Source organism: Candidatus Methanoperedens sp. BLZ2, from assembly GCF_002487355.1.
Classification (GTDB): Archaea; Halobacteriota; Methanosarcinia; order Methanosarcinales; family Methanoperedenaceae; genus Methanoperedens.
In genome coordinates, this window is record NZ_NTMG01000021.1 from 1 (window position 1) to 22,874 (window position 22,874).

The 22,874-nt window shown below is 40.4% G+C and carries 25 protein-coding genes and 1 pseudogene; 7 read left to right on the forward strand and 19 right to left on the reverse strand.

Features of this window, described 5'->3' with window-relative positions; translation table 11 throughout:
* Positions 1-123 precede the first annotated feature (123 nt).
* From CL181_RS02900 to CL181_RS02915, 4 genes are read left to right on the forward strand one after another with little or no spacing between them, the layout of a single operon-like run.
* Positions 124-522 carry a universal stress protein gene (locus tag CL181_RS02900; protein WP_097297749.1) on the forward strand — a complete coding sequence of 133 codons (399 nt, stop codon included), beginning with the start codon at positions 124-126 and terminating at the stop codon, positions 520-522.
* A gap of 31 nt (positions 523-553) precedes the next feature.
* A complete protein-coding gene (locus CL181_RS02905) occupies positions 554-961 on the forward strand; it encodes a DUF2111 domain-containing protein (protein ID WP_097297750.1) in 408 nt (135 codons plus the stop codon).
* Positions 931-1,410 (forward strand): N-acetyltransferase, encoded by a 480-nt coding sequence (locus CL181_RS02910; RefSeq protein WP_097297751.1) that lies wholly within the window; start codon positions 931-933, stop codon positions 1,408-1,410. Before CL181_RS02905 ends, CL181_RS02910 begins: the two co-directional genes overlap by 31 nt.
* Positions 1,407-2,579, forward strand: coding sequence for a hypothetical protein (locus CL181_RS02915; protein WP_097297752.1), 1,173 nt, complete (start codon positions 1,407-1,409; stop codon positions 2,577-2,579). Before CL181_RS02910 ends, CL181_RS02915 begins: the two co-directional genes overlap by 4 nt.
* A gap of 19 nt (positions 2,580-2,598) precedes the next feature.
* On the opposite strand, the gene CL181_RS02920 is transcribed toward CL181_RS02915, so the two are convergent.
* The 9 genes from CL181_RS02920 to CL181_RS02960 all read right to left on the reverse strand — a co-directional run bounded on the left by CL181_RS02920 (position 2,599) and on the right by CL181_RS02960 (position 11,912).
* Entirely contained in the window at positions 2,599-3,462 is an 864-nt protein-coding gene (locus CL181_RS02920) for a RimK family alpha-L-glutamate ligase (RefSeq protein ID WP_097297753.1), read from the reverse strand.
* A 35-nt stretch (positions 3,463-3,497) separates the two neighbouring features.
* A complete protein-coding gene (locus CL181_RS02925; RefSeq protein ID WP_097297754.1) occupies positions 3,498-4,160 on the reverse strand; it encodes a RimK-like ATPgrasp N-terminal domain-containing protein in 663 nt (220 codons plus the stop codon).
* A gap of 288 nt (positions 4,161-4,448) precedes the next feature.
* A complete protein-coding gene (locus tag CL181_RS02930; protein ID WP_097297755.1) occupies positions 4,449-4,871 on the reverse strand; it encodes a CBS domain-containing protein in 423 nt (140 codons plus the stop codon).
* Between the two features lie 131 nt (positions 4,872-5,002).
* Positions 5,003-7,366 (reverse strand): cytochrome c biogenesis protein CcsA, encoded by a 2,364-nt coding sequence (ccsA, locus tag CL181_RS02935; protein WP_097297756.1) that lies wholly within the window; start codon positions 7,364-7,366, stop codon positions 5,003-5,005.
* Between the two features lies 1 nt (position 7,367).
* On the reverse strand, positions 7,368-7,850 hold the full coding sequence (locus CL181_RS02940; protein WP_097297757.1) for a thioredoxin family protein: 483 nt from the start codon (positions 7,848-7,850) through the stop codon (positions 7,368-7,370).
* A 125-nt stretch (positions 7,851-7,975) separates the two neighbouring features.
* Positions 7,976-9,385 carry a 4Fe-4S binding protein gene (locus tag CL181_RS02945; protein ID WP_097297758.1) on the reverse strand — a complete coding sequence of 470 codons (1,410 nt, stop codon included), beginning with the start codon at positions 9,383-9,385 and terminating at the stop codon, positions 7,976-7,978.
* A 2-nt stretch (positions 9,386-9,387) separates the two neighbouring features.
* Positions 9,388-10,152 carry a cytochrome c biogenesis CcdA family protein gene (locus tag CL181_RS02950; RefSeq protein WP_097297759.1) on the reverse strand — a complete coding sequence of 255 codons (765 nt, stop codon included), beginning with the start codon at positions 10,150-10,152 and terminating at the stop codon, positions 9,388-9,390.
* Between the two features lies 1 nt (position 10,153).
* The gene (locus CL181_RS02955) at positions 10,154-11,431 is read right to left on the reverse strand and encodes a PCYCGC motif-containing (lipo)protein (protein WP_176505031.1); all 1,278 of its coding nucleotides are present in this window, start codon (positions 11,429-11,431) and stop codon (positions 10,154-10,156) included.
* Positions 11,432-11,444: 13 nt separating this feature from the next.
* Entirely contained in the window at positions 11,445-11,912 is a 468-nt protein-coding gene (locus CL181_RS02960) for a thioredoxin fold domain-containing protein (RefSeq protein ID WP_097297761.1), read from the reverse strand.
* A gap of 41 nt (positions 11,913-11,953) precedes the next feature.
* Here CL181_RS02960 and CL181_RS02965 point away from each other — a divergent pair, with 41 nt between their 5' ends.
* The gene (locus CL181_RS02965; RefSeq protein ID WP_217993072.1) at positions 11,954-12,328 is read left to right on the forward strand and encodes a hypothetical protein; all 375 of its coding nucleotides are present in this window, start codon (positions 11,954-11,956) and stop codon (positions 12,326-12,328) included.
* Between the two features lie 16 nt (positions 12,329-12,344).
* Here CL181_RS02965 and cofD read toward each other — a convergent pair whose 3' ends face one another.
* The 5 genes from cofD to CL181_RS02990 form a co-directional block, all read right to left on the reverse strand.
* Positions 12,345-13,271 carry a 2-phospho-L-lactate transferase gene (gene cofD / locus CL181_RS02970; RefSeq protein WP_097297763.1) on the reverse strand — a complete coding sequence of 309 codons (927 nt, stop codon included), beginning with the start codon at positions 13,269-13,271 and terminating at the stop codon, positions 12,345-12,347.
* Position 13,272: 1 nt separating this feature from the next.
* Positions 13,273-14,043 (reverse strand): ABC transporter permease, encoded by a 771-nt coding sequence (locus CL181_RS02975; RefSeq protein WP_097297764.1) that lies wholly within the window; start codon positions 14,041-14,043, stop codon positions 13,273-13,275.
* Positions 14,040-15,038, reverse strand: coding sequence for an ATP-binding cassette domain-containing protein (locus tag CL181_RS02980; protein WP_097297765.1), 999 nt, complete (start codon positions 15,036-15,038; stop codon positions 14,040-14,042). Before CL181_RS02980 ends, CL181_RS02975 begins: the two co-directional genes overlap by 4 nt.
* A 135-nt stretch (positions 15,039-15,173) precedes the next feature.
* On the reverse strand, positions 15,174-15,416 hold the full coding sequence (locus CL181_RS02985; protein WP_097297766.1) for a hypothetical protein: 243 nt from the start codon (positions 15,414-15,416) through the stop codon (positions 15,174-15,176).
* A 137-nt stretch (positions 15,417-15,553) separates the two neighbouring features.
* On the reverse strand, positions 15,554-16,711 hold the full coding sequence (locus tag CL181_RS02990; protein ID WP_097297767.1) for an aconitase X catalytic domain-containing protein: 1,158 nt from the start codon (positions 16,709-16,711) through the stop codon (positions 15,554-15,556).
* Positions 16,712-17,001: 290 nt separating this feature from the next.
* On the opposite strand from CL181_RS02990, the gene CL181_RS02995 reads away from it, so the two are divergent.
* Positions 17,002-18,384 (forward strand): FIST N-terminal domain-containing protein, encoded by a 1,383-nt coding sequence (locus tag CL181_RS02995; protein WP_097297768.1) that lies wholly within the window; start codon positions 17,002-17,004, stop codon positions 18,382-18,384.
* Here the strand turns inward: CL181_RS02995 and CL181_RS21460 are convergent.
* The 3 genes from CL181_RS21460 to CL181_RS03010 all read right to left on the reverse strand — a co-directional run bounded on the left by CL181_RS21460 (position 18,381) and on the right by CL181_RS03010 (position 21,514).
* Complete coding sequence (locus CL181_RS21460; protein WP_097297769.1) at positions 18,381-19,283, reverse strand: UbiA family prenyltransferase; 903 nt, start codon at positions 19,281-19,283, stop codon at positions 18,381-18,383. The two genes, CL181_RS02995 and CL181_RS21460, sit on opposite strands and share 4 nt — an antisense overlap.
* Positions 19,284-19,685: 402 nt before the next feature.
* Entirely contained in the window at positions 19,686-20,954 is a 1,269-nt protein-coding gene (locus CL181_RS03005; RefSeq protein WP_097297770.1) for a UbiD family decarboxylase, read from the reverse strand.
* Positions 20,951-21,514, reverse strand: a complete 564-nt coding sequence (locus tag CL181_RS03010) for a UbiX family flavin prenyltransferase (RefSeq protein ID WP_097297771.1) — start codon at positions 21,512-21,514, stop codon at positions 20,951-20,953. Before CL181_RS03010 ends, CL181_RS03005 begins: the two co-directional genes overlap by 4 nt.
* A gap of 133 nt (positions 21,515-21,647) precedes the next feature.
* On the opposite strand from CL181_RS03010, the gene CL181_RS03015 reads away from it, so the two are divergent.
* A complete protein-coding gene (locus tag CL181_RS03015; RefSeq protein WP_141398773.1) occupies positions 21,648-22,382 on the forward strand; it encodes a hypothetical protein in 735 nt (244 codons plus the stop codon).
* 36 nt (positions 22,383-22,418) lie between these two features.
* On the opposite strand, the gene CL181_RS21015 is transcribed toward CL181_RS03015, so the two are convergent.
* Complete coding sequence (locus CL181_RS21015) at positions 22,419-22,553, reverse strand: hypothetical protein (RefSeq protein ID WP_255251381.1); 135 nt, start codon at positions 22,551-22,553, stop codon at positions 22,419-22,421.
* An 83-nt stretch (positions 22,554-22,636) separates the two neighbouring features.
* Positions 22,637-22,874: pseudogene (locus CL181_RS03020) on the reverse strand (hypothetical protein); the annotation flags it as partial.

Here is a 22,874-nt window from a genome sequence, read left to right on the forward strand (position 1 = left end):
GCTTCTTTTAGCATAAAATAATCTCCAAGGTAATGAGTGGTTAGTAAGGCGATGAAGCAATTAAAACCTTATGGTAGTGTAGTACTGTAAGCTTTAATATTGTTTAACACCTAAAAATCACCTATGGCGCAAGTTGAAGTTCTTCTGGCGGTCGATGGTTCCGAGTCTGCAAAAAAAGCGGAGATAGCGGCTTTAAAAATCACAAAATCATATAACATTCGAATGGCGGCTCTGTATGTGGTGAATGTTCCTTCCACATCCGAACAGGCAGAATTGATAAAATTCGGTGAAAAAGTACTGGACGAAGTGGCCGAAGATGGAAAAAAGATTGGTATAGAAGTCCAAAAAATATTAAAACTTGGAAGCCCGGCTGACACAATCCTTAATGTGGCAAAAAGCCTCAATGTCCATACCATCGTCATGGGCTCTGAAGGGAAAAAAGGATTAAAGAGAGTACTTCTGGGAAGCGTAGCCGAGAACGTTGTGCGGAATGCGCAATGTAGCGTCCTTGTTGCAAGATGACCCAATTATGATCAAGGGAGTGATATGAAACATGAAATACACTAATATCCAGATATCAGCAGATTCAAGCGCAGAAGATATTGCTCACTTTGCACTGGCAATACATGAACTTCTGGGGCTTCCGGTTACTATGAGAAGCCTTAATAAAAAAGGTGTCAGGATCGAAAAAGGAAAGATTCTTGATAATAATTATTCTGGTCCCGTACTTGAAACAGTCCTTAAAGAAAACAAGACATTGCGTACAATTCCCACAAGCGGCAAATACGCCGGAATTCCTGTTATTGTAGTACCGATTAGAAATAAAGAAGGCTATGGCATTGCTGCCATCGGGGTGGTTGATGTAGTGGGTACGGTGGACCTTGGTTTTATCTTCGGTGATTATCCTGAAGTGGTAAAACAGGTCCAGGAATGCGTGAGGGCACGCGTGACGGTTCCTTGAATTTGAATGCGCATATCCGCCTGGCAATAAAAGAGGATCTTGATGCCCTTTTGAATCTTGAAAATATATGTTTCAAGGAAGAAACATTTTCAAGAAGGCAATTAAAATACCTGTTGCAGAAAGCCAGATCGATGGTATTGGTCGCAGAAACCGAGGGTAATATTATCGGCTCGATTATAATCCTGTTAAGAGAACATATTTTAAATGCAAGGATATATTCTTTTAATGTGCATCCTGAACACAGGCGCAAGGGGATAGCAAAGTTGCTCATGGATGCTGCCTTTGAAATATTAAAAGAAAAAGGATATAAAAAAATCACGCTTGAAGTAGGGGTCAATAATCAGATCGCCCGGAATCTCTATCAGTCAAAGGGTTTTATTGTTGATAAAAAACTATATAATTACTACACGAATGGCGATGATGCGCTGCATCTTATAAGAAAATTATGATACTTAAAAATGGCATATTAGTAGTGATATTTGCGTTATTTATACTGTTAATACCGGCAACACAGGCTGCAAAAATCGATCATTATAAACAAGGGATCGGATGTACTTTTACAGATAAAGTATATATCCAGGGATGCATCAACGACTCGAAAAAACAAGGCGCAGATGCCATAATCTATGGGCTAGATCCACGTTCTATAGACCAGATCCGTAATTATGGAGGGAAGGATTATCTTAAAATAGCAATCGATAGGTCACATGAGCTTGGAATGAAATTTATCTTTGTGTTTGACCCAAAGAAATATGCATCAGATGCCAGGTCGAAAAATCTATTCGAAACCGAACCGCAGGCGAAAATCGCATTCATGTCAGACTTAGAATGGATGCTAATAACATACCCTGAGCTGGATGGTATTCAAATTGAAGAGCCAAATGGCCAGGATAGTCCAACCAGATTAGCTTTCAATAACAAATGGTTTACTGAGATGTATCAACTTGTTCGACAATATAAAGTAACTCAATCATCATATGATATTTTCTATTTTGGATTCAATTATCCAAGCAATAGTTATTCTGGCATATCAACGGGTGGTCTTGATGTTCCTTACGTAAATGGAAATAATCCTCTTAACGTTCCTCTTTTTAATGCCTTTGAGTTTCAGTTGCCTACATCTGATCAGACCCTATCCGACAGTGAAGCAAAAACCATGTACGAGAATTTGTTAAATACCTGGAAATCCCGTTTTACAAATATAAATGTTGGTGCGTGGATTTACGTATCGTCCAGCGGACTTATAAATAAACCAACATGCATAAAACTGCCTGCAGGAGGATATGGTAGTCCTGATTGTTATAACCAGCAGTTCTTCTCGGAGTTATCCTATGCAAAGCAGAAGAGTTACAAAGCCATAATATTTAGAGAAGGATTATTGGCAAGTGGGAATAACGTCACTCTTCTGTGGCCGGATTCTGGAAATTATCCGGGTTCAACCGCGGAAGCAAAAGTAATTAACATCTGGAGAGATTCTGTTCCGACAATCACTCCAAAAAGCACTTTGACCTTGATTCTGACTCCAGCATATACCTATGCTGCTCTTGCTGTGGCTGCCACAGCATTAATATTAATAATAGGATATAAGTATGGAATATTTAAAAAAAAGAGGAAATAAACATGTTATTTTGGAATTGTTATACCAGTGCGTTTATTATCTTTTCGTAAATATCCCTGTCCACTACATCCTCATAGCCATCATATATGCTTGGATTATCGTTTATCTCGATGACCTTATATCCATCATTTGTTTCTTTTACGTCAAGACCGTAAAGACCATTGCCCACGTATTTTGACAGGGTTATGGATATTTCTTTCAGTTCCGGTGAAATAGAATCCCTCGATATTGGAATAGTATCTCCCCACACATTTCTCCCATTTATCTTTGATTTTACCTTCCAGCCCCCTTTTGGCATGCAATATTTGCATAAATAAATCACTTCATTCCTGAGTATCCCGACACGCCAGTCAAAATCCGACTGGATGTATTCTTGAAGTACAAGAACTTTAGCCTTCACCAGCAAATGTTTTGAGATTTTAATAAACTCGGTTTCATCCCTGGCTTTTTCAACATGGGACGAAAAGCGCGTATATGGTGTTTTAATTATCACTGGCAATCCAAGAGTCTTGAAAATCAAATCAAGATTTTCCCTTGAATAATCCCCGTGAAACAAAATGGACTTTGGTGAAGGTATATTATTTTTCTGGAAAAGGTCATGGAGTATTGCTTTGTTGGAGCATGTCCTGATAGAGTGAGGGTCATCGATGACTTTCAATCCTGATTGTTCTGCAAGTCTTGAAACGATATACGCCGAGCTGCCAGGATCAGTGGTCGCCCTGATGAAAAGGGCATCATAATCCGCGATCTTCGAAATATCGTCTTTATAGATAAATTCAAACGCATGCCCCATCGATTCTGCGGTGGACTTGAATTTATTCAGGGCGCTGCATTCGGATTTAAGACTAAAATTATAACCTTCGACAAAACATGCTATTTTCATGCTGCTCTTATGTTTTAATGTTTTGGCATCAATTTTTATCGGCTTTTGATCGTTCTTTCACCGATAATCTCGTGCACTTTATCATGAACAATATCCCACTTCACTTCCTTTTTTGTTGCAGGTTCGCAATGGTTCAGTACGACATTACCATCGTCTATCTGAACAACCAGTTTACAAATAGGGATATTGAATACATCATAGAATTTTTTTATAAATTCTGATGTTTCTTCGTTGGTTGATTCCCCGAACATTTGTATTATTTCCACCACTTCTCCTGTAAGAGGATGTAACGAGACCGGAAATCTTGCACCCATACTCATTCTCTTTATCATTCCAGGAAGCTTTGAGCCTGAATCCACCACTTTCATTGAGTTATTGGTAAAAGGATTCACGGCAAACATTACTACCGGGGCGTCAATTTCGCTTCCAAGAGATGTTACAAGCCTGTAATTACTGGTGCGAAGGCCATGTCTTTTCGCTTTTTCCATCAAAAGCGGATTTCTGTATGCATCCATTATTTCGGTACAATTAGGTGTGACTTCTACTCCAAAGGTTTCAGCATGCGCAGATACATAATATCCCATTCTTAAATAACGGTAGTCATGGTTAACATTAAGTACGCTGTCGTGTACTGGTTGCCCTAAAAAATTAAACGGATTAGAGTCGCTATCATCTTCGTCTTCACTGACTATAATCATTTTTGATATCAGTCCGTTACCATATCATTATAATCTGAGTATATAAAAGTAACGACTTGCAACGGTTGTTTAAGCGGTGGTTACCAGAGCATACTCAAAACTGGTAACTTATTTTATACTGTGGCATTTTTTAGACATTAAGAAAATGACTGAAAATTCCCCCTGCCAATTTCCTTAACAATGTTCCTCAAGAGTTGTCTCAGGTCTGATAGCCTCTACATGCAGGTTTTTCAAAACCTTACCTCCTGAGTTAAAATGTTTAGTATTTATACAAATATATTATTGTTTTTATCTCTCTGCTTTTGCGGCCTCACTGAGTATATTTGTCATACATTCAGTGCATGTTCTGGCATGTTCCACAATATCCGCAACAGATATTATCCCCACAGGTTTTCCATTCTCCACAACTGGAATTCTCCTGAAACCCTTTTCTCCAATAATCCGTGAAGCCTCTTCTATCTCCATATCAAAGTTAGCTGTAACAGGGCTCTCAGTCATGAATTCACTCACCCTGACTTTAGCCGGATCCTTCCCTGCAGCTATTACTTTTGTAATAATTTGCCTGTCAATCACGATACCTTTCAGACGACCTCCGTCTGTGACAAGTACAGTTCCCACGTTCTCTTTTTCCATCTTTTCAGCGACATCCTTTGCTGTAGCTGACGGATTTACCGTAATCGGATTTTTAGTCATTCTTTCACTAACCTTCATATAAATCACTCCTTAATACAAAAAGTGGTTTGATTTAATATATAGATTTCGGGCGCATCAACATTCAGGTGGTTACCAGAGCCACCCAATCTTTGGTAGATTTTTTTCACCTCCTATTTATCCAGCCAATTTTATTCGCCTTTTGATTTTGACCTCACACCCATTATCAGGATAATTCCTATTGCAAAAAGTACAATGCCAATCCATGCAAAATTCACAGCAGGTATTATTTTCAAAGTGAGAGGAACAACTCCTCCGCCAATACCCTGGAATATAACATATGTGTCGGTTCCTGTTATGCTGCTGTCAACAAGCGGGAATGTCCCGCTTCCGGTCTTTGATTCAAGATATTCTGCAACTCCGCTTCCTGCTATTTTATTATCCTTGTAAACTTCAAGCTGGACTCTCTGGACCTTATAGTTGCCTGATGCAGCACCCTCGCTTATTTCCTCCGGATTTGAGAAAATAATTAGATCATAAGTTGTACCTGTGGAGTTACTCCTGAAATTTGTCATCAAGAAACCGCTAACAGTAAGATCCATTCCTTCCTGAAAATTCTGAGGTTCCTCTGCCTGCGTTGCTGCCCACAGGTCTCCTGTCCCATCATTTATTTGCAGATAGGTCGTATAAGTAACAGGAGGAGGAGACTGGACATTTACTGCGCTTGTAACTTTGCCGCTGATTTTCACATTCTTATTGATATAATTATCAGGACTGCTGAATATTTCCGAAATCCTTATTCCTTCCGCCTGGATGTTCGAGTTTTCAGCAAGGCTCCGTGTTGAAAAATCAATTATCTTTATGTCATAGCCATGCCCGATATCCACTAATTCTCCTGTTGCAGTAAGCGGTATATTTATCCTCTCAATGGTCTGGGTGAAGTTTGAGCTAATTATTGAACCCAGGAGAATGAATATTACCCCAAAATGTACGATCGCTATGCCGATACCTTTTATCCTGGGTCTTATGGTTTTGATTCGAAGGTAATCATTGAGGCGCTTGATGATTGACCATGTGGCGTATATCATGGATGGGAAAATAGATATTACCGAAATATTACCTATAAGTTTATAAAAAGTCGGCTCCCTTGCCCAGAATGGACTGGCATGATCAAGCACATAAAAGTTCTCTGTTCGAAGAAACATGGTAATTATTGACAGACCAATTACTATGAACAATGTTTTTTTCTGCTCTTCTTTCTCTTTTTCATTATAGTTTAAGCAGAATCCCAGTGCAAGCAGCAATATTATTGTGAAAGGATAACTCCAGATATTAAAGAAATTCTTTGTATCAGAGGCAACACCAACTTTGAGTCCCTGTGTAAGCTGTATAAACGCAGGGAAGGAAATGCCCCAGAATGAAATAAATGCCAGGATCACGAACAAAAGCAATGTAACATAGAAGATACTCGTCTTGTTCCAGATTCCGCGGTCTTCCTCCAATTTATCCGGCTCCTCAAAATAACGCCGCATACCCAGAATTATGGAAACTAACGAAACAATAACGATGAATATTATGAGCAGCGTACCCGTAGAAGTGTCCCCGAAAGCATGGACTGAATTGAATAGACCGCTCCTGACAACAATTGCGGCATAAAGTACGAGTATGAACGAAACCACAGCAAGTACAGGTGCAGCTATTGAGAATGTGGTTTTATTCCTCCTGTGAAGGGCTGCAGCATGCATGAAACCAGTCAGAGTGAGCCACGGGATAAATGAAGCTGTCTCGACCGGGTCCCATGCCCAGAAACCGCCCCAGCCCAGTACCAGATATGCCCATACGCCGCCCACCGCAATACCCATACCAAGAAACAGCCAGGTAAATCGCGTCCACTGCCTGCTAAGTTCCTCCCAGCCATCTTCTTTTGTAAGAAGGTATACAATTGCTGCAGCAAACGGTATTGTCATTGTCGCATAACCAATGAACATTAAAGGCGGATGGACGATCATCCAGAAATTGACAAGGAGCGCATTAAGGCCATTGCCAACCTCGGGGACAAAATCAGGTGGCAGAATTCCTTTCGCAACCATATCAGCGACCTCAGGCCGCTCGATTATAAGCTTGAATGGCGACTGTATGAGAGTAAGTATGATTAAATAAATTCCAGTAATCAGAGTTATTATCTGGGTTCTTCTTGCAAGCGCGGTTGAATGCCTTGTAGTCCATGCAAGCCACGCCGCCGACAGGTATACTACCCATACCCAGAGCAGGTACGTTCCTGGCTGGCCTGCCCAGGTGCCCGATAATTTATATATAAGGGGAAGGTCGCTGCTTGAATATTGCCAGACATAATCGTATTCAAAGTTGCCATTTACAAAATAATACGTAAGGAGAAGATAAGAAAATGTTAAAATCCCTGCCACCAATATTATTGCGGGCGTGACAAACTTATTCAATAATTCAATATTTTTTAAATCTTTTAACAGCAATCCAGCAAGCGCAATAACGCTAACCGCAAGACTTGCATAAAGTAATGTGTCACCGAATGGTATCATGTTATTTTCTCCTGACTTCGTCTCTTACTTTTGTAACAATGGGAAGTAGATAATCCGCATCAACAGCACCTGGTACCCTTTCCAGGATATTGCCTTTCGGGTCCATGAAAACTAGATACGGAGGATAGCTCACCGCATATTTCTGGGCGACTTCCCGGTCTATATCAAGATCCATTGCTACAAGAACATATTCTTCCTCAAGGATCTTCTTTACCTGGGGATTCCCCAGAGTATCTGTCTGAAATTTCGCGCAATACTGGCACCATATAGCCCAGAAATACATCATTACGGGTTTATTTTCCTGCTGTGCGATCTGGAAACCTTCTTCAAGCCCTGATGCCGCACGATGGAATTTTATTCCTCCCAGGTAACTGGCGTTCTTATCGCTCAAAGTAAAATTTTCAAGTGCCGTAATATAACTGAAATACGCAAAAGTTAATATTAATGCCAATACGAGTATAGACACTAGTTTTTTGGTTCTCATATGTTCTTTCCTAATGTTTTAAATCAAATATAAGTTTGTATGTTTTTATCTAGTTTTTTCATGTAATGAATTTGATTATATCTATCCTGTTTGGTCATATACTTTACGCCGGGTGTAAAGTTTATTCAGATTATAGGTAATGTCAGAATCTTAACTCCAATGATCAAATAAACAACAGCAGTAAATCCAACCGCAATCATACTTTGCTGCAATTCGTTTTCATCCCGCGAATCCCTTTTGCTGATAAGATAGCCGGTCCATAAGGTGAATATAAAGCCGCAAACCAGCAGGAATATCTGCAACCTGTTAATTGTATCAAAATCCGGTGAAAATTCCCATATTCTCCCGAAGAAGCTTCCAATGCTGGCCACCAAGTAAAATAATCCTTTCAAGAGGCGGAATGTGTTTTCAGCCAGATAGACCGACAAACTCAGAGGGATGAAAGCATAGGACAATTCAATAAATTTTTGCTTTGCTTTTTTTCCGGAAGTAGCCCTGGTGGAAAGATACATCAATCCTGCGGCTCCAAGCGTTATCAGGGCGAATATGATTACAGCCCACATATTTCTCCAGTAAAGGTCAAGGAAAGTTATTGAATCAACAGGAAGAGTTGATTTTACAAAACTAATGATCACATTCCTGAATTGCAATCGTTCCATACCCAGGACAAAAAGAAAGATAATGATTATCCCGTGAACCAGGTATGCTTCATCAAGATGTATCTTCTTTGAATGAATTAAATCCGCTCCCGGAAGTCTCGGACTTAGTCTGATATTCCCTTTTGAACATGATTTGACGCATTCCATGCACATGATGCACTGGTTGTTCCTTTCCATTGTCTGGGGAAATTCACCGACAGGGCAGGCTTTCCCTGATTTGTTCCCTAATACACATTCCTTGATATCATGATCATGGCATGTTTTCTTTGACTTGCATCGCAGTTCTATGCTTGAGAGCATGGAGAATAAACCCAGAACAAGCCCGATAGGGCAGATATAGCGGCAAAAGCTTCTTTTTTCGTAGATAGCTCCCATAACCACAGCAAGTGCGGTGAAGAAGAGAAGAAGATATGCAGTATTTGGAGGATTTCTTGTGAACATGAATAGATGCCGCTCTGCTGCGAAAATGAAAAGGAAAAGTATTACTGCTACCCAGAGATTGCGGTATTTTTCAGGATATTTCCTGTTAAGGCTGAAAACAGACTGTGTCCAATCGCCGACAGCTCCGATGGGACATGCAAAGCACCATATCCTTCCCACAAGTATCAGGGTAAAAGCAAGCAATGGATGCCACAAATCCCATATCATGGTCGTGGCGAATGGTATCCCTCCCGGGAAACGCAGATCGGGTTCGCTTGAAAGACCAAAATAAATTATAATTAGAAGAAAAATAAATAAAAAAAAGTTGATAAACGGTTTAAAAAACCTGTTCTTTACAATGTTCCTGAAATAATAGACATCAAGCAGGTCATATTTTTCTCTGGCTTCATGATTTTCTTTATTTTCGTTTTTTCCAGTCCCGTTTTTATTTACCATAATTAACCAAAATATAGTCCGTAAAGCCTTGAAATTTCGTTATCGATATTGACTGAATAAGGAAGGAACAGTATCTTCAGATATTTATCTATGCCAAAAAGCATCATCAATCCCACAAGGATCAGGATCAATCCGGAGAGTTTCTTAAAGAAATGGCTTCTCTTTGAAAACCATTTTACACGGCCTGACACGCTTTTTCCGGAATATGCTATAATAAGCATTGGTATGCTGACACCCAGGGAATAAGCAAGAAGAAGAATCATGCCATAAGAAATATTACCCGAACCTGCTGAACTTTCAGCTACCACAGAGAACACTGAACCCAGTATCGGACCCACGCATGGTATCCACAGTATTCCAAGCGACATTCCCAAAAATAGACCGCCCGGAAGTCCTTCGGGATTGGCTTTTGAGGTGATTTTCCCAATAAAGGTCACATGCTCACGGAAATAATTCAAGATCGAACTTGAGATCTTCACATAAACTTCATTTATATCATCGTCAAACAGCACCGCGCCCATTCCGATAATTACAAATATCGAGAACCAGCGCAGGTAATCTGCAAAAAAACCAAATGATGCGACTGTAAAAACAAGAAGCCCCATCAGGGTGAAGCTCAATGTCATTCCGGTAACAATTGCAAGAGGGCGAAGCCTGCTCCCTACAGAACCAGATAAGACCGCTGGAAGGATTGGAAGAACGCATGGCGTTGCAACTGTTGCCATTCCAGCGAGGAATACCAGTAATATAGGTGGGGCTGCAACCATTTTATGTTCTTGCTACTTCATCGATATTATCGCTTTCGGCCTGTACGGTCGAAAGGTCATCCGTCATTTTGATCACAAGAACATTACCTTTTGTTTCGGGATTATATTTGGCAAGACCTGCTGGAATGGATTTAGCATCTGTTATGCTGAACGCCTTGATGAGTTCTACTTTACCTCCGGTAGAAGTTAAACTCATGTAATTCATATCCGAAAAACCGGTCTTTTCCGAAAGCACAAGCGCATATGCCGCATTCTGGTAATCCACAGCATCCAGCAGCGGTTTATAGGTGGAATACGAAGTGTTCATGCTATTCGGGTCATTCATCAATTTTGCAACATTATCCACATTCTGGCTATGTCCGTATATTAACGGTCTTGTTGTAATAATATTTTTCATTCCAGGTTGAATTTTTGCTTTTATAGATGCATCATTTTTGCTGTCATAACCCAGGTCATGAAGTTCCATCCATGAATCCGTGCTGAAATCAGCGCTATACATACCTATTATTTTCTTACCATAGAAGCCAGTCGCCTGAACTTGCCCCTGCAAAATCGGGGCTTCCATTCCAGTTCCTGCAAGAGTCTTGGTATTAACAAAATATGCCCTGTTCACACCTGCTGGTGTGAGTTTCAAGCCATCTGCTATTGATTTGAAATTGTCTGGCAGTGATAGCGTCGACAGATCAACTGATGGGGCAGGCGTGGCCTGGCTGGCCGATAATCCTGTAACAGGAATTCCTGTTGGGAAGTAGCTCTGGGTTTTTGTTGCTATCCCTACACAGACATCACAGAATGAGGCGTGGTCATCATAAACACCACTATCGGAAACGAAGCAATCTCTAACAGACTTGTGAGGTTCTCCATTGGATGTTATACTTCCATGATCGCCGCAGCCGCAGTAACAAGGTATCTGCTCAAGCACTTCAGGATGCTCAGTAGCGTATTTATACGCTTTTAATGTCATCGCGTTAGTAACCGCAAAATCCGGAAGTTTGCCTGCAGCTTTTGGTAAAAGTATCGGCAGATAATTATCCTTCACAGGAGGCGTGTTTGTCCCGGCCCCCCCTCTGTCTCCATATTCTTTATCGATCAAATCCCTTACTTCTTTAAGGGTCTTTTGCTGGGTTGGTTCTGTTTTTTGCGAACCACCACTCAGGAGAACGAATGCTCCGATGAGAATAATTGCTGCGACTGCAATTATTATAATATTATTATTTCCCTTCTTTTTCGGTATCTTTTTGCTCTTTTGTGCATTATTTATTTTCTTTTCAGGCTTCATTTTCATGCCTCCTTTATTTTACAATTTTATTTATTTCATCAAGGAACGTTTGATTTGTCCTGTATCCAAGTAATCTCTTTATTTCAGTCCCATTTGAATCAAGGAATATTTCAGTCGGGGTAGCGCGTATTTTGAAATTCCTGGTTTCTGTTTTTTGATTATCCACATCTATAGAGACCAATATGAAGTTATTGTTCAATTTTTCGATCACGGTCTCGTTAGTGAAGGTTTCAGCTTCGAATTGTTTGCATGCCCCGCAATATTGCGACCTTGCATATACAAATAACGGCTTTCCCTGTGTTTTTGCTAAAAGGAGTGCTGGTCCAACTTCTGTGTTGAAGGTCAATCCCTGTAACGTTATCTGTTCCTGCCCGGTAATCTTTTCGTTTGAAATATTACCTGCAGTATCACCTGATCCGGCGTTCAGACATCCTGATAGCAGGACAAAGAGAATAATTAGTACGAATATCAATTTCTTCAAGTTCTATCCGATTTTACAATGAGTGTAAAGTTATATAAGGATTGTGGTTATCAATTGTGGGCAGGGTTTTATTATTATTGCAGGACAATACAGTAATTGTGATTCAGATGCCGCCAGAAATAAGTGATGATGATCTGGAAACAATGCTTGAGCGCAAACCCACAATGCGTGAGGCAAAAGTAGATGACCATGCTCTGATGGTCAAGGCGCTTGAACATCCTGTCAGGCGAAAGATGATAAAAACAATAGGAGTATTCGGGAAAACAAAGTATGAATTGAGAAAAGAAGTTGGGGTAGATGAAGCCATGTTAAATTTCCAGATCGATTTCTTTATTAAAGGAAATTATCTCAAAGTTGAGGGAGATAATTACAGGCTGACTGACAGGGGACTTGTTTTGTTATCGAATATCCCGTAATGATCCACGAAATTTATCAAATATCCTGAAATAATTTGAGAATATTTCTTGCCAGTTTTTCACTTTTTTCAACAGACGTCATTATTGTATCAAACCTCACTGTTTTCAAGTTAAAATCCGGTTCTTTTGCAGTATCCCCTTTTGCAGTATCCCTATCGTCAATAACCATAATGTCAAGAATATCCCCATAACATCGGGCAACCCCATTTGATGACACCGGATACCCTTTTGCACTCATCAATTTCCCGGCAGGACCGCTAACCGGGGAATTCCCTATTATAGGGCTTACAGCGATAACTTTCTTTGTCATTAAGATTTCCTTGATCCCTTTCAGGGCAAGTATTGGTCCGATGCTTGTTATGGGATTGCTGGGTCCGATAATTACATTATCCTCAAGTTTCAGGGCATCCAATATCTCTTTTGTAAGCCTGGCTTTTTTGATCCCTGTAATGTCAACACCAAGAACCTCCGGATTTCCACGGGAACCGACCCAGAAATCCTGGAAATGCAGGATACCTTCCGGCGTTTTTATCATCGTATCCACTTTTTCATTACACATAGGCAGTATCTTTGCTTTTATTCCAAGCGCAGCAGACAGCGAAAGCGTAGCTTCTGTTAACGAAGCTCCTTTTTGCATAAGCACATCTCGAAAAATACAGGTGGCGCGGTCAGCATCACCGAGCATAAGCTTTTCATTGATACCCATTTTTTTTAATGCATTATTAGTGTGAAAAGTGTCATTCCTTATACCCCACCATTTTGAGATATCAAGCACTCCTGAAAAAAGATACAGGATCGTATCCACATCAGGTGAAACAAGGCTGCCTGAGACTACTATGTCTTCTGCCGTGTTCACGATTACAGTGATCTCCTCATCAGGAATGACCCTCCTTATGCCCTGAAGGAGCTTGGGCGTACCTGTTCCGCCAGACAGGAGGATCATATCAGGCCCTCATCTTCCCGAATAATTTCCCTCCAAGAGCTATCATAGCCATAGAAAATATTACAAGTACTATGATGCTTTGCCATACAGGAATTGTGGAATTTCCAAGAAGAAAATAGCGCAGGGCTTCAACACCATATGTCAGGGGATTCAGGTATACAAGGGTCTTTAGCCAGGCAGGAAGGTTCGAAATCGGGAAAAATGCCCCGCTTAATAAAACAAGAGGCATTGTGAGAAAACTCATCACCATCTGGAAACCTTCATGGCTTTCGATCTTTGAAGCAATCGCGATTCCCAGACCTATAAAACCTATGCCTGAGATGAACATAACTGCAATACCTGCCAGGACTCCCCAGAATGATACATAATGGATACCAATAAGCCTTGCAATGATCAGTATCAATATGCCCTGTATCATTGCTGTCGTGACTCCACCTATGGCTTTCCCTAACGAGACAAAAAAGCGGCTTACCGGGGCGATCAATATTTCTTTCAGGAATCCGAATTCACGATCCCAGATAATGGATACGCCTCCCATCAATGAAGCAAAAAGTACAGACATCCCGATAAGACCCGGAGCCAGATAGCTCTTATCAAATGTTCCGCCTCCCCTGACCTGGAAAGCTGAACTAAAACCCGTACCAAGTATCACGAGGAAAAAAAGAGGTGTTGAAAGCGCCCCTATTATACGTGATTTTGAACGGGAGAATCGTATCATCTCGCGCAGCCACATGGTATAAACAGTCTGAACCGCCCGGTCTAATGTCATCATTTCCTCCTCGATCTCATTTTGTACCCTACCTCTTCCATCACGCTTACTTCCTTATCCCTTATCGCACGGCCAGTATAGTGAATAAATACATCGTCAAGCGTAGGTTTCCTGAGACTCACTGAAATTATAGGTATTCCGGCCTGTGAAGCAAGCAGGAGTATATGGGGGATCTGGCGTTCACCATTATTGACTGTAATAAAAACTTCATTTTGATTCTGGGTAATTATATTGGCGCATCCGTCTTTCTGGTAAGAATTGCATAACTTATCGACATCACCGGGATTTTCAAGCCCGAGTGTTATTACATCCCCACCGAGTGAGTTTTTCAGATTCTGCGGATTGTCAAGAGCAACGATTTCACCATTATCGATTATTGCTATCCGGTCGCACAATCTGTCAGCTTCTTCCATATAATGCGTAGTAAGCAATATGGTTACGCCTTCTTCTTTATTTAATTTTTTTATGTAGTCCCAGATATGCATACGCGTCTGTGGATCAAGCCCGAGCGTGGGTTCATCAAGGAACAGGACATGAGGGTGATGCATGAGCCCGCGTGCGATCTCAAGTCGCCTCATCATCCCACCTGAGTAAGTTTTGACAATGGCATCAGCCCTTTCTGTAAGCTCAACAAGAGATAGCACTTCTTTGATGCGCTCCTTTCTCGTCTTTCCGTCAAGCCCATAGAGCCTGCCGTGCAGGTCAAGATTTTCCCTACCTGTAAGCCTGTCATCAAGAGTGGTATCCTGGAAAACCACACCGATATTCTGCCGCACAGCATCAGCATCTTTCATTACATTATAACCCCAGACAAGGGCGCTTCCTCCCGATGGTTCTATCATCGTTGAAAGCATGCTTATCAATGTCGTTTTTCCGGCGCCGTTCGGACCGAGCAGCCCGAATAATTCCCCGGGTTTTACGCTGATGCTGATCTTATTTACTGCAGTCACATCATCAAAGCGCTTTGTTATTCCTGAGGTTTCAATAGCGTAGAGCATAGTTTATAAGTTTAATTAATTTGAAATCCATTTAGCAATTTTTAGTTTGATGCGATGTAAACGTTCATTCGCAATTTCACCTGTATTACCAAGAAGTATGTCCTCTGTGACTATGGACAATCTGCCCTGCTTTTTTCATAACCATTTCTCTTTTAAATCTGCTTCACTGTACTCTTCCTCAGGTTCATTTATATCTTTCAAAGCATTTTCTAAAGAGAGGTTTGACCACTCTATTTCCTCCATCCTTGCATTCTCTATTTCTAACTTACTTTTTAGATAGCCAATAAAGTCCAGCACTTCTAATTGCACCTGATATGGAAAAGTCTGTATTCCTTTTGCTATTTTTTCAAAAATTTCAGCTTTGCTATTTGTTTGCATAAAAAAATCACTGCACCATGATTTAACTCTTTTATCTTGATGTTATTCTAATTAAATCTATCTTTGAAACAAAACACAAATAGCGAAAATGGAGAATCTTTCTTCAAAATTATTACCTTATAAATACAGTTTTTTTATTACTCACTCACCGCTACCCTTATACAATCTTCCGTCCTTGCCAGTATACTTTTTACCCCGCAAAGGTTTGGTACGTACTTATGAGCTTTCCCTGAATTTACCATCATGCATTTGAACTTTTCACTTGCCGGAGACACAACCATGCAGGTATCACAAAAAACCTTTGCCCCGCTTTTCTCGATCCTCTTTATCAATTCAGGATGCTTATTCTTTAAAGCCCTTGAGGTACAAATCCATACTTCCTTTTTCACCTTTTTTCCATCAAGGAGTCGCGCCAGTTTTTCAAGTTCCTCAATACTGCTGTGCGGGCATCCGAAAGCTATGAGGTCAGGTTCGCCCATTTTATATATTTCTTTTATCTGCTGTTCTTCAATTGTTATTTTTTCGAGAGGCAGCTCATATTTGCTTGATTCCATCGTAACCCCGCGAACATGATACATCGCCACAGAACCTGAAGCTGCCATCGCAGCTCCGAGGGATCTGAGTTCATCTTTTGTAGGGATGGTATTCAGATCAAAAACCGGGACTTTATCGCCGATCATCTCACCCACAATATATCCCAGCGCACCATAATCCGAATCATAAAGCTCTGGCTCTACTTCGATGAGAATGACCGGACGCCTGTTCTCATCCAGGTGGAAGCCGTAATTCGGCGTTTTACCAAGAAGAGCTGCCGAGAGAGCGCTTGGCCCGCCTTCCCTGTTGGTTCGCGCGCCAATCACAGAGTTGGCGTAAGAAATTGCTGATGATTCGCTCCATGCCACATGGTCGCCAAAGATTGCAAGATCATCATAGATATTATACGGGGCGCAGGAGCATTCTGTCCTGACGCCTATAGCCTCATAGGCTTTGATTATTTCCTGCTGCTTATATGCAAAATCCTCGCTAATTCCCATTTCTCTCCAGCATTCCAGGTCCATGCCTGCGGGATTGAGAATAGAGGGCACTACCACTTTTCCTTTAAGATCGGATATCCATTCAAGACCAGCATCGCCTATCGTCTTATACGAAACACCTGCGATCTGCGCGCTCTTTATGGGGATCAGCCTGTCCGCTCCATATATGTCCCCAAGGGCAGCTAGAATCTCGATGGCTTTCTGGTATGTGGGGCCGCTCTCTCCGTTCATGAGCTTTTCTTCATCGGGGGTGAGGTACATTCAAGCCTCCCGTTTATTGGCATTGTGGGTTCCCATAAGATCACTCAAGAGAATTGGTGTAGCTTGAGTATTATTTTTATTATTGAAATAGTCTGTGCAATTCAAAACCACAGAGAACACCGAGAACACAGAGAAAAGAAAAACTGATCTCTGTCAACTCGCAGAATAAAGAAGAAACGATTGTTGTTCTTCACGACATTAACATCCAATTTTTATATTCATTATGATTAGTATCATATAGAAACATTTATATCCTTATAAATATAATCATAAATAAAAAACAATCAAAGGTGAAAAAAACGAAATCCATAACGCTATTCAGTAATAAAAAGAGCCCTGATCAGGCAGCATATGATCTGATTGAACAGGCTGATGATAAGCTGGATTTTAAGCCTGATCTCGCTTTATTTTATGCTACTTTAAAGTATCACGGCAAATACCAGTCGATGCTGGATATATTAAATGATGAATATGGTGATATCCCGCAAATAGGCGCCTCCGTGGATGGCATGATTTATCCCGATGACATGAGGGCTGACGGTGCGGCGCTGGTGCTGTGTGAAGACGATGATGCCAGGATACGGGTGGATGGGGTTAAAGGTAATTCCGCAATTGGGTCGGCAGAAAAACTTGCAGCAAAGGTAAAATGTGAATATGGGGTTGTCGTGCTGCATTTTCCATTGGTTCATGTACCAGGTGCTATTAAGATCGCCCAATTTATTGCCAAAGGTTTCTATTATAGTAAAAAAATTAAAATAGAGAATTTAGACAAACAGAAAAAATCGGTAAGAGAATTCTCTAACTATTGCGATAGAGAAAATATTTTATATCAGCCCCCGGCGATATTAGACTTATTCGCCAGACAAACAAATTATAAAGTTCCAATTATAGGTATAAATGTGCTGCATACACAGGTGAGGACAAACTCTCCTAATATTTTCTGTAATTTTGAGGATATTGATGGCGGTATTACAGCGCTGACAATAGAGAAAAAGAATATCAATGCCATTTATGATGATATTTTTCCCGATAAAGGGAAAACCCTGGATGAAACGAAGCATATAGTAAGCAATGAATTTAAAATCATCAAGGAGTTTAACGCAAAGTTTGAAAAAAATGTATTGATCTCTTTGAACGACAAGCCACCGACTGAGGCAGTAAAAAATTTAATATATATTTCAGATGAAAAAGAAAAAGAATTACATGACCATCTTGATAAAGGAGATTTTAAAGTTCAAATGCCTTATGAGCTATTATTTCTAAATAAACAGACAAATGGAGCGTTTCTTCTTGGAATAGGATCTTATTTTCCTTTTGAATTGTTTCCTTTTTTCATGGATATTTCAGATTATTCGGAAGATGTTGCCCTTGTATATGAAAATATTGATGATAAATTTGATGCTTTCATTTCATGTTTGAATAATTTGAAATATGATGATGGCAGATTTGTTTATTTCTCTATGGATGTCGGAGCTGCTGCAGCATTCGGGAAGAAAACTTTCGAATACAAAGATAAAGTAAATAAATTATTAGGTAATAACTATTTTGGAATTATGTCAGCCCCTTCTTCAGCTTATATTCCACCTGAATTCAGGTTAAGAAATTATTTATCGGAAACCCACAATAATACTTTTTTCATGGGTGCAGGGACAAGTAGTTGCCTGGAGATTTAAATAAAAGTGCTCAGTCCCAAAAAAATAAAGGATGCATATATCGAATTACCCATATGCTTAAGTGCTTGAAAATCTCCTGATTCTAAAGTCCAGTCTTTTTTATACATATGAACAAATGTATTTTTAAAAAAATAAATAAATGGGATCATAATAACCAGAATACCATAGGAGCTTAAAACAATTAGATTCAATAGAGTCAAATAAAATAACACCATAAAGTAACATGAGTACCGGACAAGCTGAGATGGAAGGAAAACAACACCAAAAGTTTTCAGGCCAGCTTTCATATCTCCCGATATATCTTTTAAATCCTTTAATAGCAATCCCGAAATGCTGAAGAAAAAGATCGCTATAGTCAATATTATTGCTTTTAAATTCAAATCCGAATACACAAGCCAGATGCTCAAAGTGTAACTGGGAAATGCAATGCTATAAGCGGCCAACTCACCCAGATAATGATCCTTCAATCTGATACCAAGAACTTTCTTAAGAATTAAATTGTCTGAATAGCACCATGTAATAATAATACAGACAAGAGCATACAGATAAATTGGTCGTTTAAATTCATAAGATAGGTAATAAACAAAGAGCAGGGAGCAAGCATAAAGTAGTACTGCGATAAAAAGAGCTTTCTTTTGCATCGAGCTATCCTGGGTTAAGATAGTTTTTTTCCCTCCCGCTCTATCTTCCTTTAAATCATTACAATGATTCCATAAATTAGAAGGAAAGGCTAAAAGCCATGAAACAACTATTCCAGCAAACAAAACTGGAAAGTCATAAATTGATAACTCTTTCTGTGATATTAAGAAAAGCGATATGGCAAACAGAGGAAAGGGGGAATATATTGTAGCTGGAGTGTTGCATAACTTCAGTAATGCAACAGGTTTACTCCAGTACATATTAATTTCTACTTACCAGGCCCACAGACGTGCTTTCTTAAACATCTGTTCTGCTACTTTTTGTTCTTCGTCTTTTTTTGGGTTAATCTTTCTCTCGGTTTTCATTTATATTTCCTCCTACTTTTTTGCCCCTCAGGGCAATATTTAATCACAACTCCACGATTTATATATTTATTTAGGGAAAAAAATGCTAATAGTTATAATAATTATTATTGAATATTTTTAAAATCAGAATTTTCCATTGAAATTTTAAAATGTCAGAGGTATCAGACACAACCAATATTTGTTAGTAAAAAAAATATTAATTTTTATAAATTTATATTAAAGTTACATTTATGTATTAATGAGCATTTGTTGCCCACAACATTACTACAATACTTCGAGAGCAGTGCCCCCAGCCAGTTAATCATCTTTCTTTACTCTTGGCCTCTTCGCCCTCTCAAATTTCCATTTCTTGCTCAAATCCATCGTTGCATCAATTCCCACTTTTGTCCCTATTCCATTCTCAGAGCGCGGATCAAGCGTGCTACCCCTCACATTCGGGTAGATATAGATGTCCTCATCCCCTTTTACCCTCGTGGCAATTGCAAACTCGATATCGTTCGGATCAAAAATATTGATATCATCATCTACTATTATTACATGTTTGAGACTTTTGTGCGCTGCAAATGTGGCATCAATAGCTTTTTTGGGCTCATCATCATTTGTTTTATGTATCTGCACTGCAGCATGGAAATAATAGCATCCTCCAGGGGTCATAATAACATTCCTGACATCCGCCACTTTCTTTACTTCATTAAAGATCAGCGGTTCGTATGGGATCCCCATCAGTATATGATGCTCACTCCCTGCGGGAAGAAGCGCATGGTAAATAGGATCGCGCCTGTGCAATATTTTAGTAATATATATCACAGGCTGCTTCCTCACAATGTCATAAGTGCCGCTTATATCCACGAACGGGCCTTCATCAACAAGTTCTGTGGGATGAATATATCCCTCAAGCACGATTTCAGCATGCGGGACCTTTATCCCGTTTTCCAGTTCAGTTACCTCAAGCGGCTCGCCAGCAAGCGCTGCCGCATAATTGTACTCCTTTCCTTCAGGAACGCGTGTCGAGATAGCAAATAGCGTAACAGGATCAATTCCAATAACTATCGCGATCGGGAGTGGCTCTCCTTTTTCAGCAGCTTTTTTATGAAGATTATAAGTATGCCTGAATTCAACAAGCCGCGCAGCCAGCCGGTCTTTCCCTATGACCCTTAGCCTGTGGATGGAGGCGTTCATCAAACCCTCATATTCCGAAACTACAACACCCGCAGTAATATACGGGGCTCCGTCTCCTTCAAAATGCGTAAGGATAGGGAGCCTGTACAGGTCAGGTTTTTCAATCACTTCTCTTGCTGGCGAATCCCTGACAAGCTTGACCTCTCCATCCGGCGGGCAGGATGAAAGATGTTCTATGATTTTATCAGGCGCTACTCCCAGAGCTTCAGCCAGAAGTTCCCTTGATGACAGGATGTTCATGATAAGTTTTGACCTATTGACATTAGTATAAAGTGTGGGCTCTTTTCCGGCAATGGCAGAAACTTCATAAACTGGCGAGAGAGGCTTTTTTATCTCAGTGAGTTTGCCTTCTGATCTTAATTGTTCAATGAATCCCCGAAAAGTCATTCACGCCACCGCTTGTATAAATTATGCTCGATATTAAGTAAGTCCAGGGCGCGTCCTGCCATAAAATCAATAATATCATCAATGGTTTTGGGTCTGGGATAGAAGGCCGGGCATGCAGGAAGGATGGAAGCGCCGGCTTCCATTGCTTTTTTCATATTTTCAATATGGATCAAATTCAGGGGAGTTTCCCTGGCCATGATTATCAGCGGGCGCTTTTCTTTCAGGCAGCAGTCGGCAGCCCTGGATATTAATGTATCAGACATCCCGCTGGCAATTGAAGCAAGGTTTTTCATGCTGGATGGCGCAATTATCATTCCCCTTGACCTGTGTGATCCGCTTGCTATCGGCGCTGTGAAATCATGATCGTCATAAATGTTATCACCCAGATTTTCCACATCTTTGACCGAATAATCAGTCTCAATTTTTATAAGTTGCTTTGCGGATTCAGAAATGACAAGATGAGTTTCAAAACCTTTCATTTGTTTTATGGCTTCAAGTATGCGTATTCCATACTGGATACCTGAAGCTCCACTCATGCCTATTATAATCTCATTCTTCATAGCCTATACTTGTTTGCCCTGTTTGAATAGTTTTTGTTAACTCAAGGAAGAAAAGGATATATTCTGAAACATATATTGATTTTTTATACCATAGATGATAATTATGGTAAAAGGTAATAATTAATGGTGGAATATGATGAAACAAATACAGATAACACTTACACCCCCTGAATCGAAAAGGATCATAGCAATGGGAGTAAAAAACCTCCCTGTCATCCAGCAAGCGTTGAAAAAAGGAATTATATTGATTACTCTGGGCACAACCAATGCCTATATTGCAGAAGAACTTACAGGTAAAAAGATAGATCATTCCAGGTATGCAGCAGGATACATTGGTGAAATTGCCTCGGTTGTCCCGAATGATATGCGCCTGCCTGTAATTGCCCTTAAAGATGGGAAAGAAGTGAGTGCTGGTACAATCCTTAATGAAATGACATCGCAGGATGTTGTCATCAAGGGCGCAAATGCACTTGACCCTGATGGGGTTGCCGGTGTTATGATGGCAAATCCGGTTGGCGGAACGACAGGGGGTTTTATGGGTATTGTGATGGCAAGAGGCATTCATCTTGTAATCCCGATTGGTCTTGAAAAATCAATCCCATATTCAGTAATAGAGATATCAAAAGTTATCGGCATACAACGCTGTAGTAAAGCCATGGGGCTGCCGGTTGGCATGATGCCGCTGTTCGGTGAAATTATAACTGAAGTTGAAGCGTTGATACTCCTTGGCGCCGAGGATGCTTTTCCAATCGGAGCAGGCGGGATAAATGGTGGGGAAGGCTCAATCACCCTGTGTGTTATCGGGGAAAATGCTGATAAAATTTTTGATCTTGTGCAGAAAGTAAAAGAGAAAAAGGGGGAGATGTAAAATGATGACTGTCATAAAGTGAAAAACATTCTTCAGTTACCTATCTGACATGTGAAGTTCACTAAACGAATCCATGCATCTGAGAGTACAGAACATCTTTTCTTTGGCACAATCTTTTCTAACATAAATCTTTTTTTCACAATTTTCACATTTAATTTCTATTATTTCCATTCAGTCGTTCCTCCTTTACCACTTTTTTCCAGAGTTTTTCAACGGACTTGTCAGTTTAGGTATAATATCTTCCCAATTCTTCTTCAGTTCTTTTTTCCCTTCTTTAGATCCAGAGTTACCGGATCGGGTGCCGGGGAGATCGGGTCTGGAGTAGCAGTCGGATCGGGTGTCGGGGTAGGTGTCGGAGAGACCGGTTCTGGGGTAGCAGTCGGGTCAGGTGTCGGGGTAGGTGTCGGAGAGACCGGTTCTGGGGTAGCAGTCGGGTCAGGTGTCAGGGTAGGCGCAGGCGTGGGTGTGGGTGTTGATGAGGTTGAATTGGGG

Bases quoted from the DNA above. Each gene is read 5' to 3' on its own strand.
- CL181_RS21460 (WP_097297769.1), bottom strand. From the start codon at position 19,283: ATGTACTGGAGTAAACCTGTTGCATTACTGAAGTTATGCAACACTCCA.
- CL181_RS03010 (WP_097297771.1), bottom strand. From the start codon at position 21,514: ATGAAGAATGAGATTATAATAGGCATGAGTGGAGCTTCAGGTATCCAG.
- CL181_RS03015 (WP_141398773.1), top strand. From the start codon at position 21,648: ATGATGAAACAAATACAGATAACACTTACACCCCCTGAATCGAAAAGG.
- CL181_RS02930 (WP_097297755.1), bottom strand. From the start codon at position 4,871: ATGAAGGTTAGTGAAAGAATGACTAAAAATCCGATTACGGTAAATCCG.
- CL181_RS02900 (WP_097297749.1), top strand. From the start codon at position 124: ATGGCGCAAGTTGAAGTTCTTCTGGCGGTCGATGGTTCCGAGTCTGCA.
- ccsA (WP_097297756.1), bottom strand. From the start codon at position 7,366: ATGATACCATTCGGTGACACATTACTTTATGCAAGTCTTGCGGTTAGC.
- CL181_RS03005 (WP_097297770.1), bottom strand. From the start codon at position 20,954: ATGACTTTTCGGGGATTCATTGAACAATTAAGATCAGAAGGCAAACTC.
- CL181_RS02975 (WP_097297764.1), bottom strand. From the start codon at position 14,043: ATGATGACATTAGACCGGGCGGTTCAGACTGTTTATACCATGTGGCTG.
- CL181_RS02950 (WP_097297759.1), bottom strand. From the start codon at position 10,152: ATGGTTGCAGCCCCACCTATATTACTGGTATTCCTCGCTGGAATGGCA.
- CL181_RS02915 (WP_097297752.1), top strand. From the start codon at position 1,407: ATGATACTTAAAAATGGCATATTAGTAGTGATATTTGCGTTATTTATA.
- CL181_RS02955 (WP_176505031.1), bottom strand. From the start codon at position 11,431: ATGAAGCCTGAAAAGAAAATAAATAATGCACAAAAGAGCAAAAAGATA.
- CL181_RS02910 (WP_097297751.1), top strand. From the start codon at position 931: ATGCGTGAGGGCACGCGTGACGGTTCCTTGAATTTGAATGCGCATATC.
- CL181_RS02940 (WP_097297757.1), bottom strand. From the start codon at position 7,850: ATGAGAACCAAAAAACTAGTGTCTATACTCGTATTGGCATTAATATTA.
- CL181_RS21015 (WP_255251381.1), bottom strand. From the start codon at position 22,553: ATGGAAATAATAGAAATTAAATGTGAAAATTGTGAAAAAAAGATTTAT.
- CL181_RS02990 (WP_097297767.1), bottom strand. From the start codon at position 16,711: ATGTACCTCACCCCCGATGAAGAAAAGCTCATGAACGGAGAGAGCGGC.
- CL181_RS02945 (WP_097297758.1), bottom strand. From the start codon at position 9,385: ATGGTAAATAAAAACGGGACTGGAAAAAACGAAAATAAAGAAAATCAT.
- CL181_RS02905 (WP_097297750.1), top strand. From the start codon at position 554: ATGAAATACACTAATATCCAGATATCAGCAGATTCAAGCGCAGAAGAT.
- CL181_RS02925 (WP_097297754.1), bottom strand. From the start codon at position 4,160: ATGATTATAGTCAGTGAAGACGAAGATGATAGCGACTCTAATCCGTTT.
- CL181_RS02985 (WP_097297766.1), bottom strand. From the start codon at position 15,416: ATGCAAACAAATAGCAAAGCTGAAATTTTTGAAAAAATAGCAAAAGGA.
- cofD (WP_097297763.1), bottom strand. From the start codon at position 13,271: ATGATCCTCCTGTCTGGCGGAACAGGTACGCCCAAGCTCCTTCAGGGC.
- CL181_RS02920 (WP_097297753.1), bottom strand. From the start codon at position 3,462: ATGAAAATAGCATGTTTTGTCGAAGGTTATAATTTTAGTCTTAAATCC.
- CL181_RS02980 (WP_097297765.1), bottom strand. From the start codon at position 15,038: ATGCTCTACGCTATTGAAACCTCAGGAATAACAAAGCGCTTTGATGAT.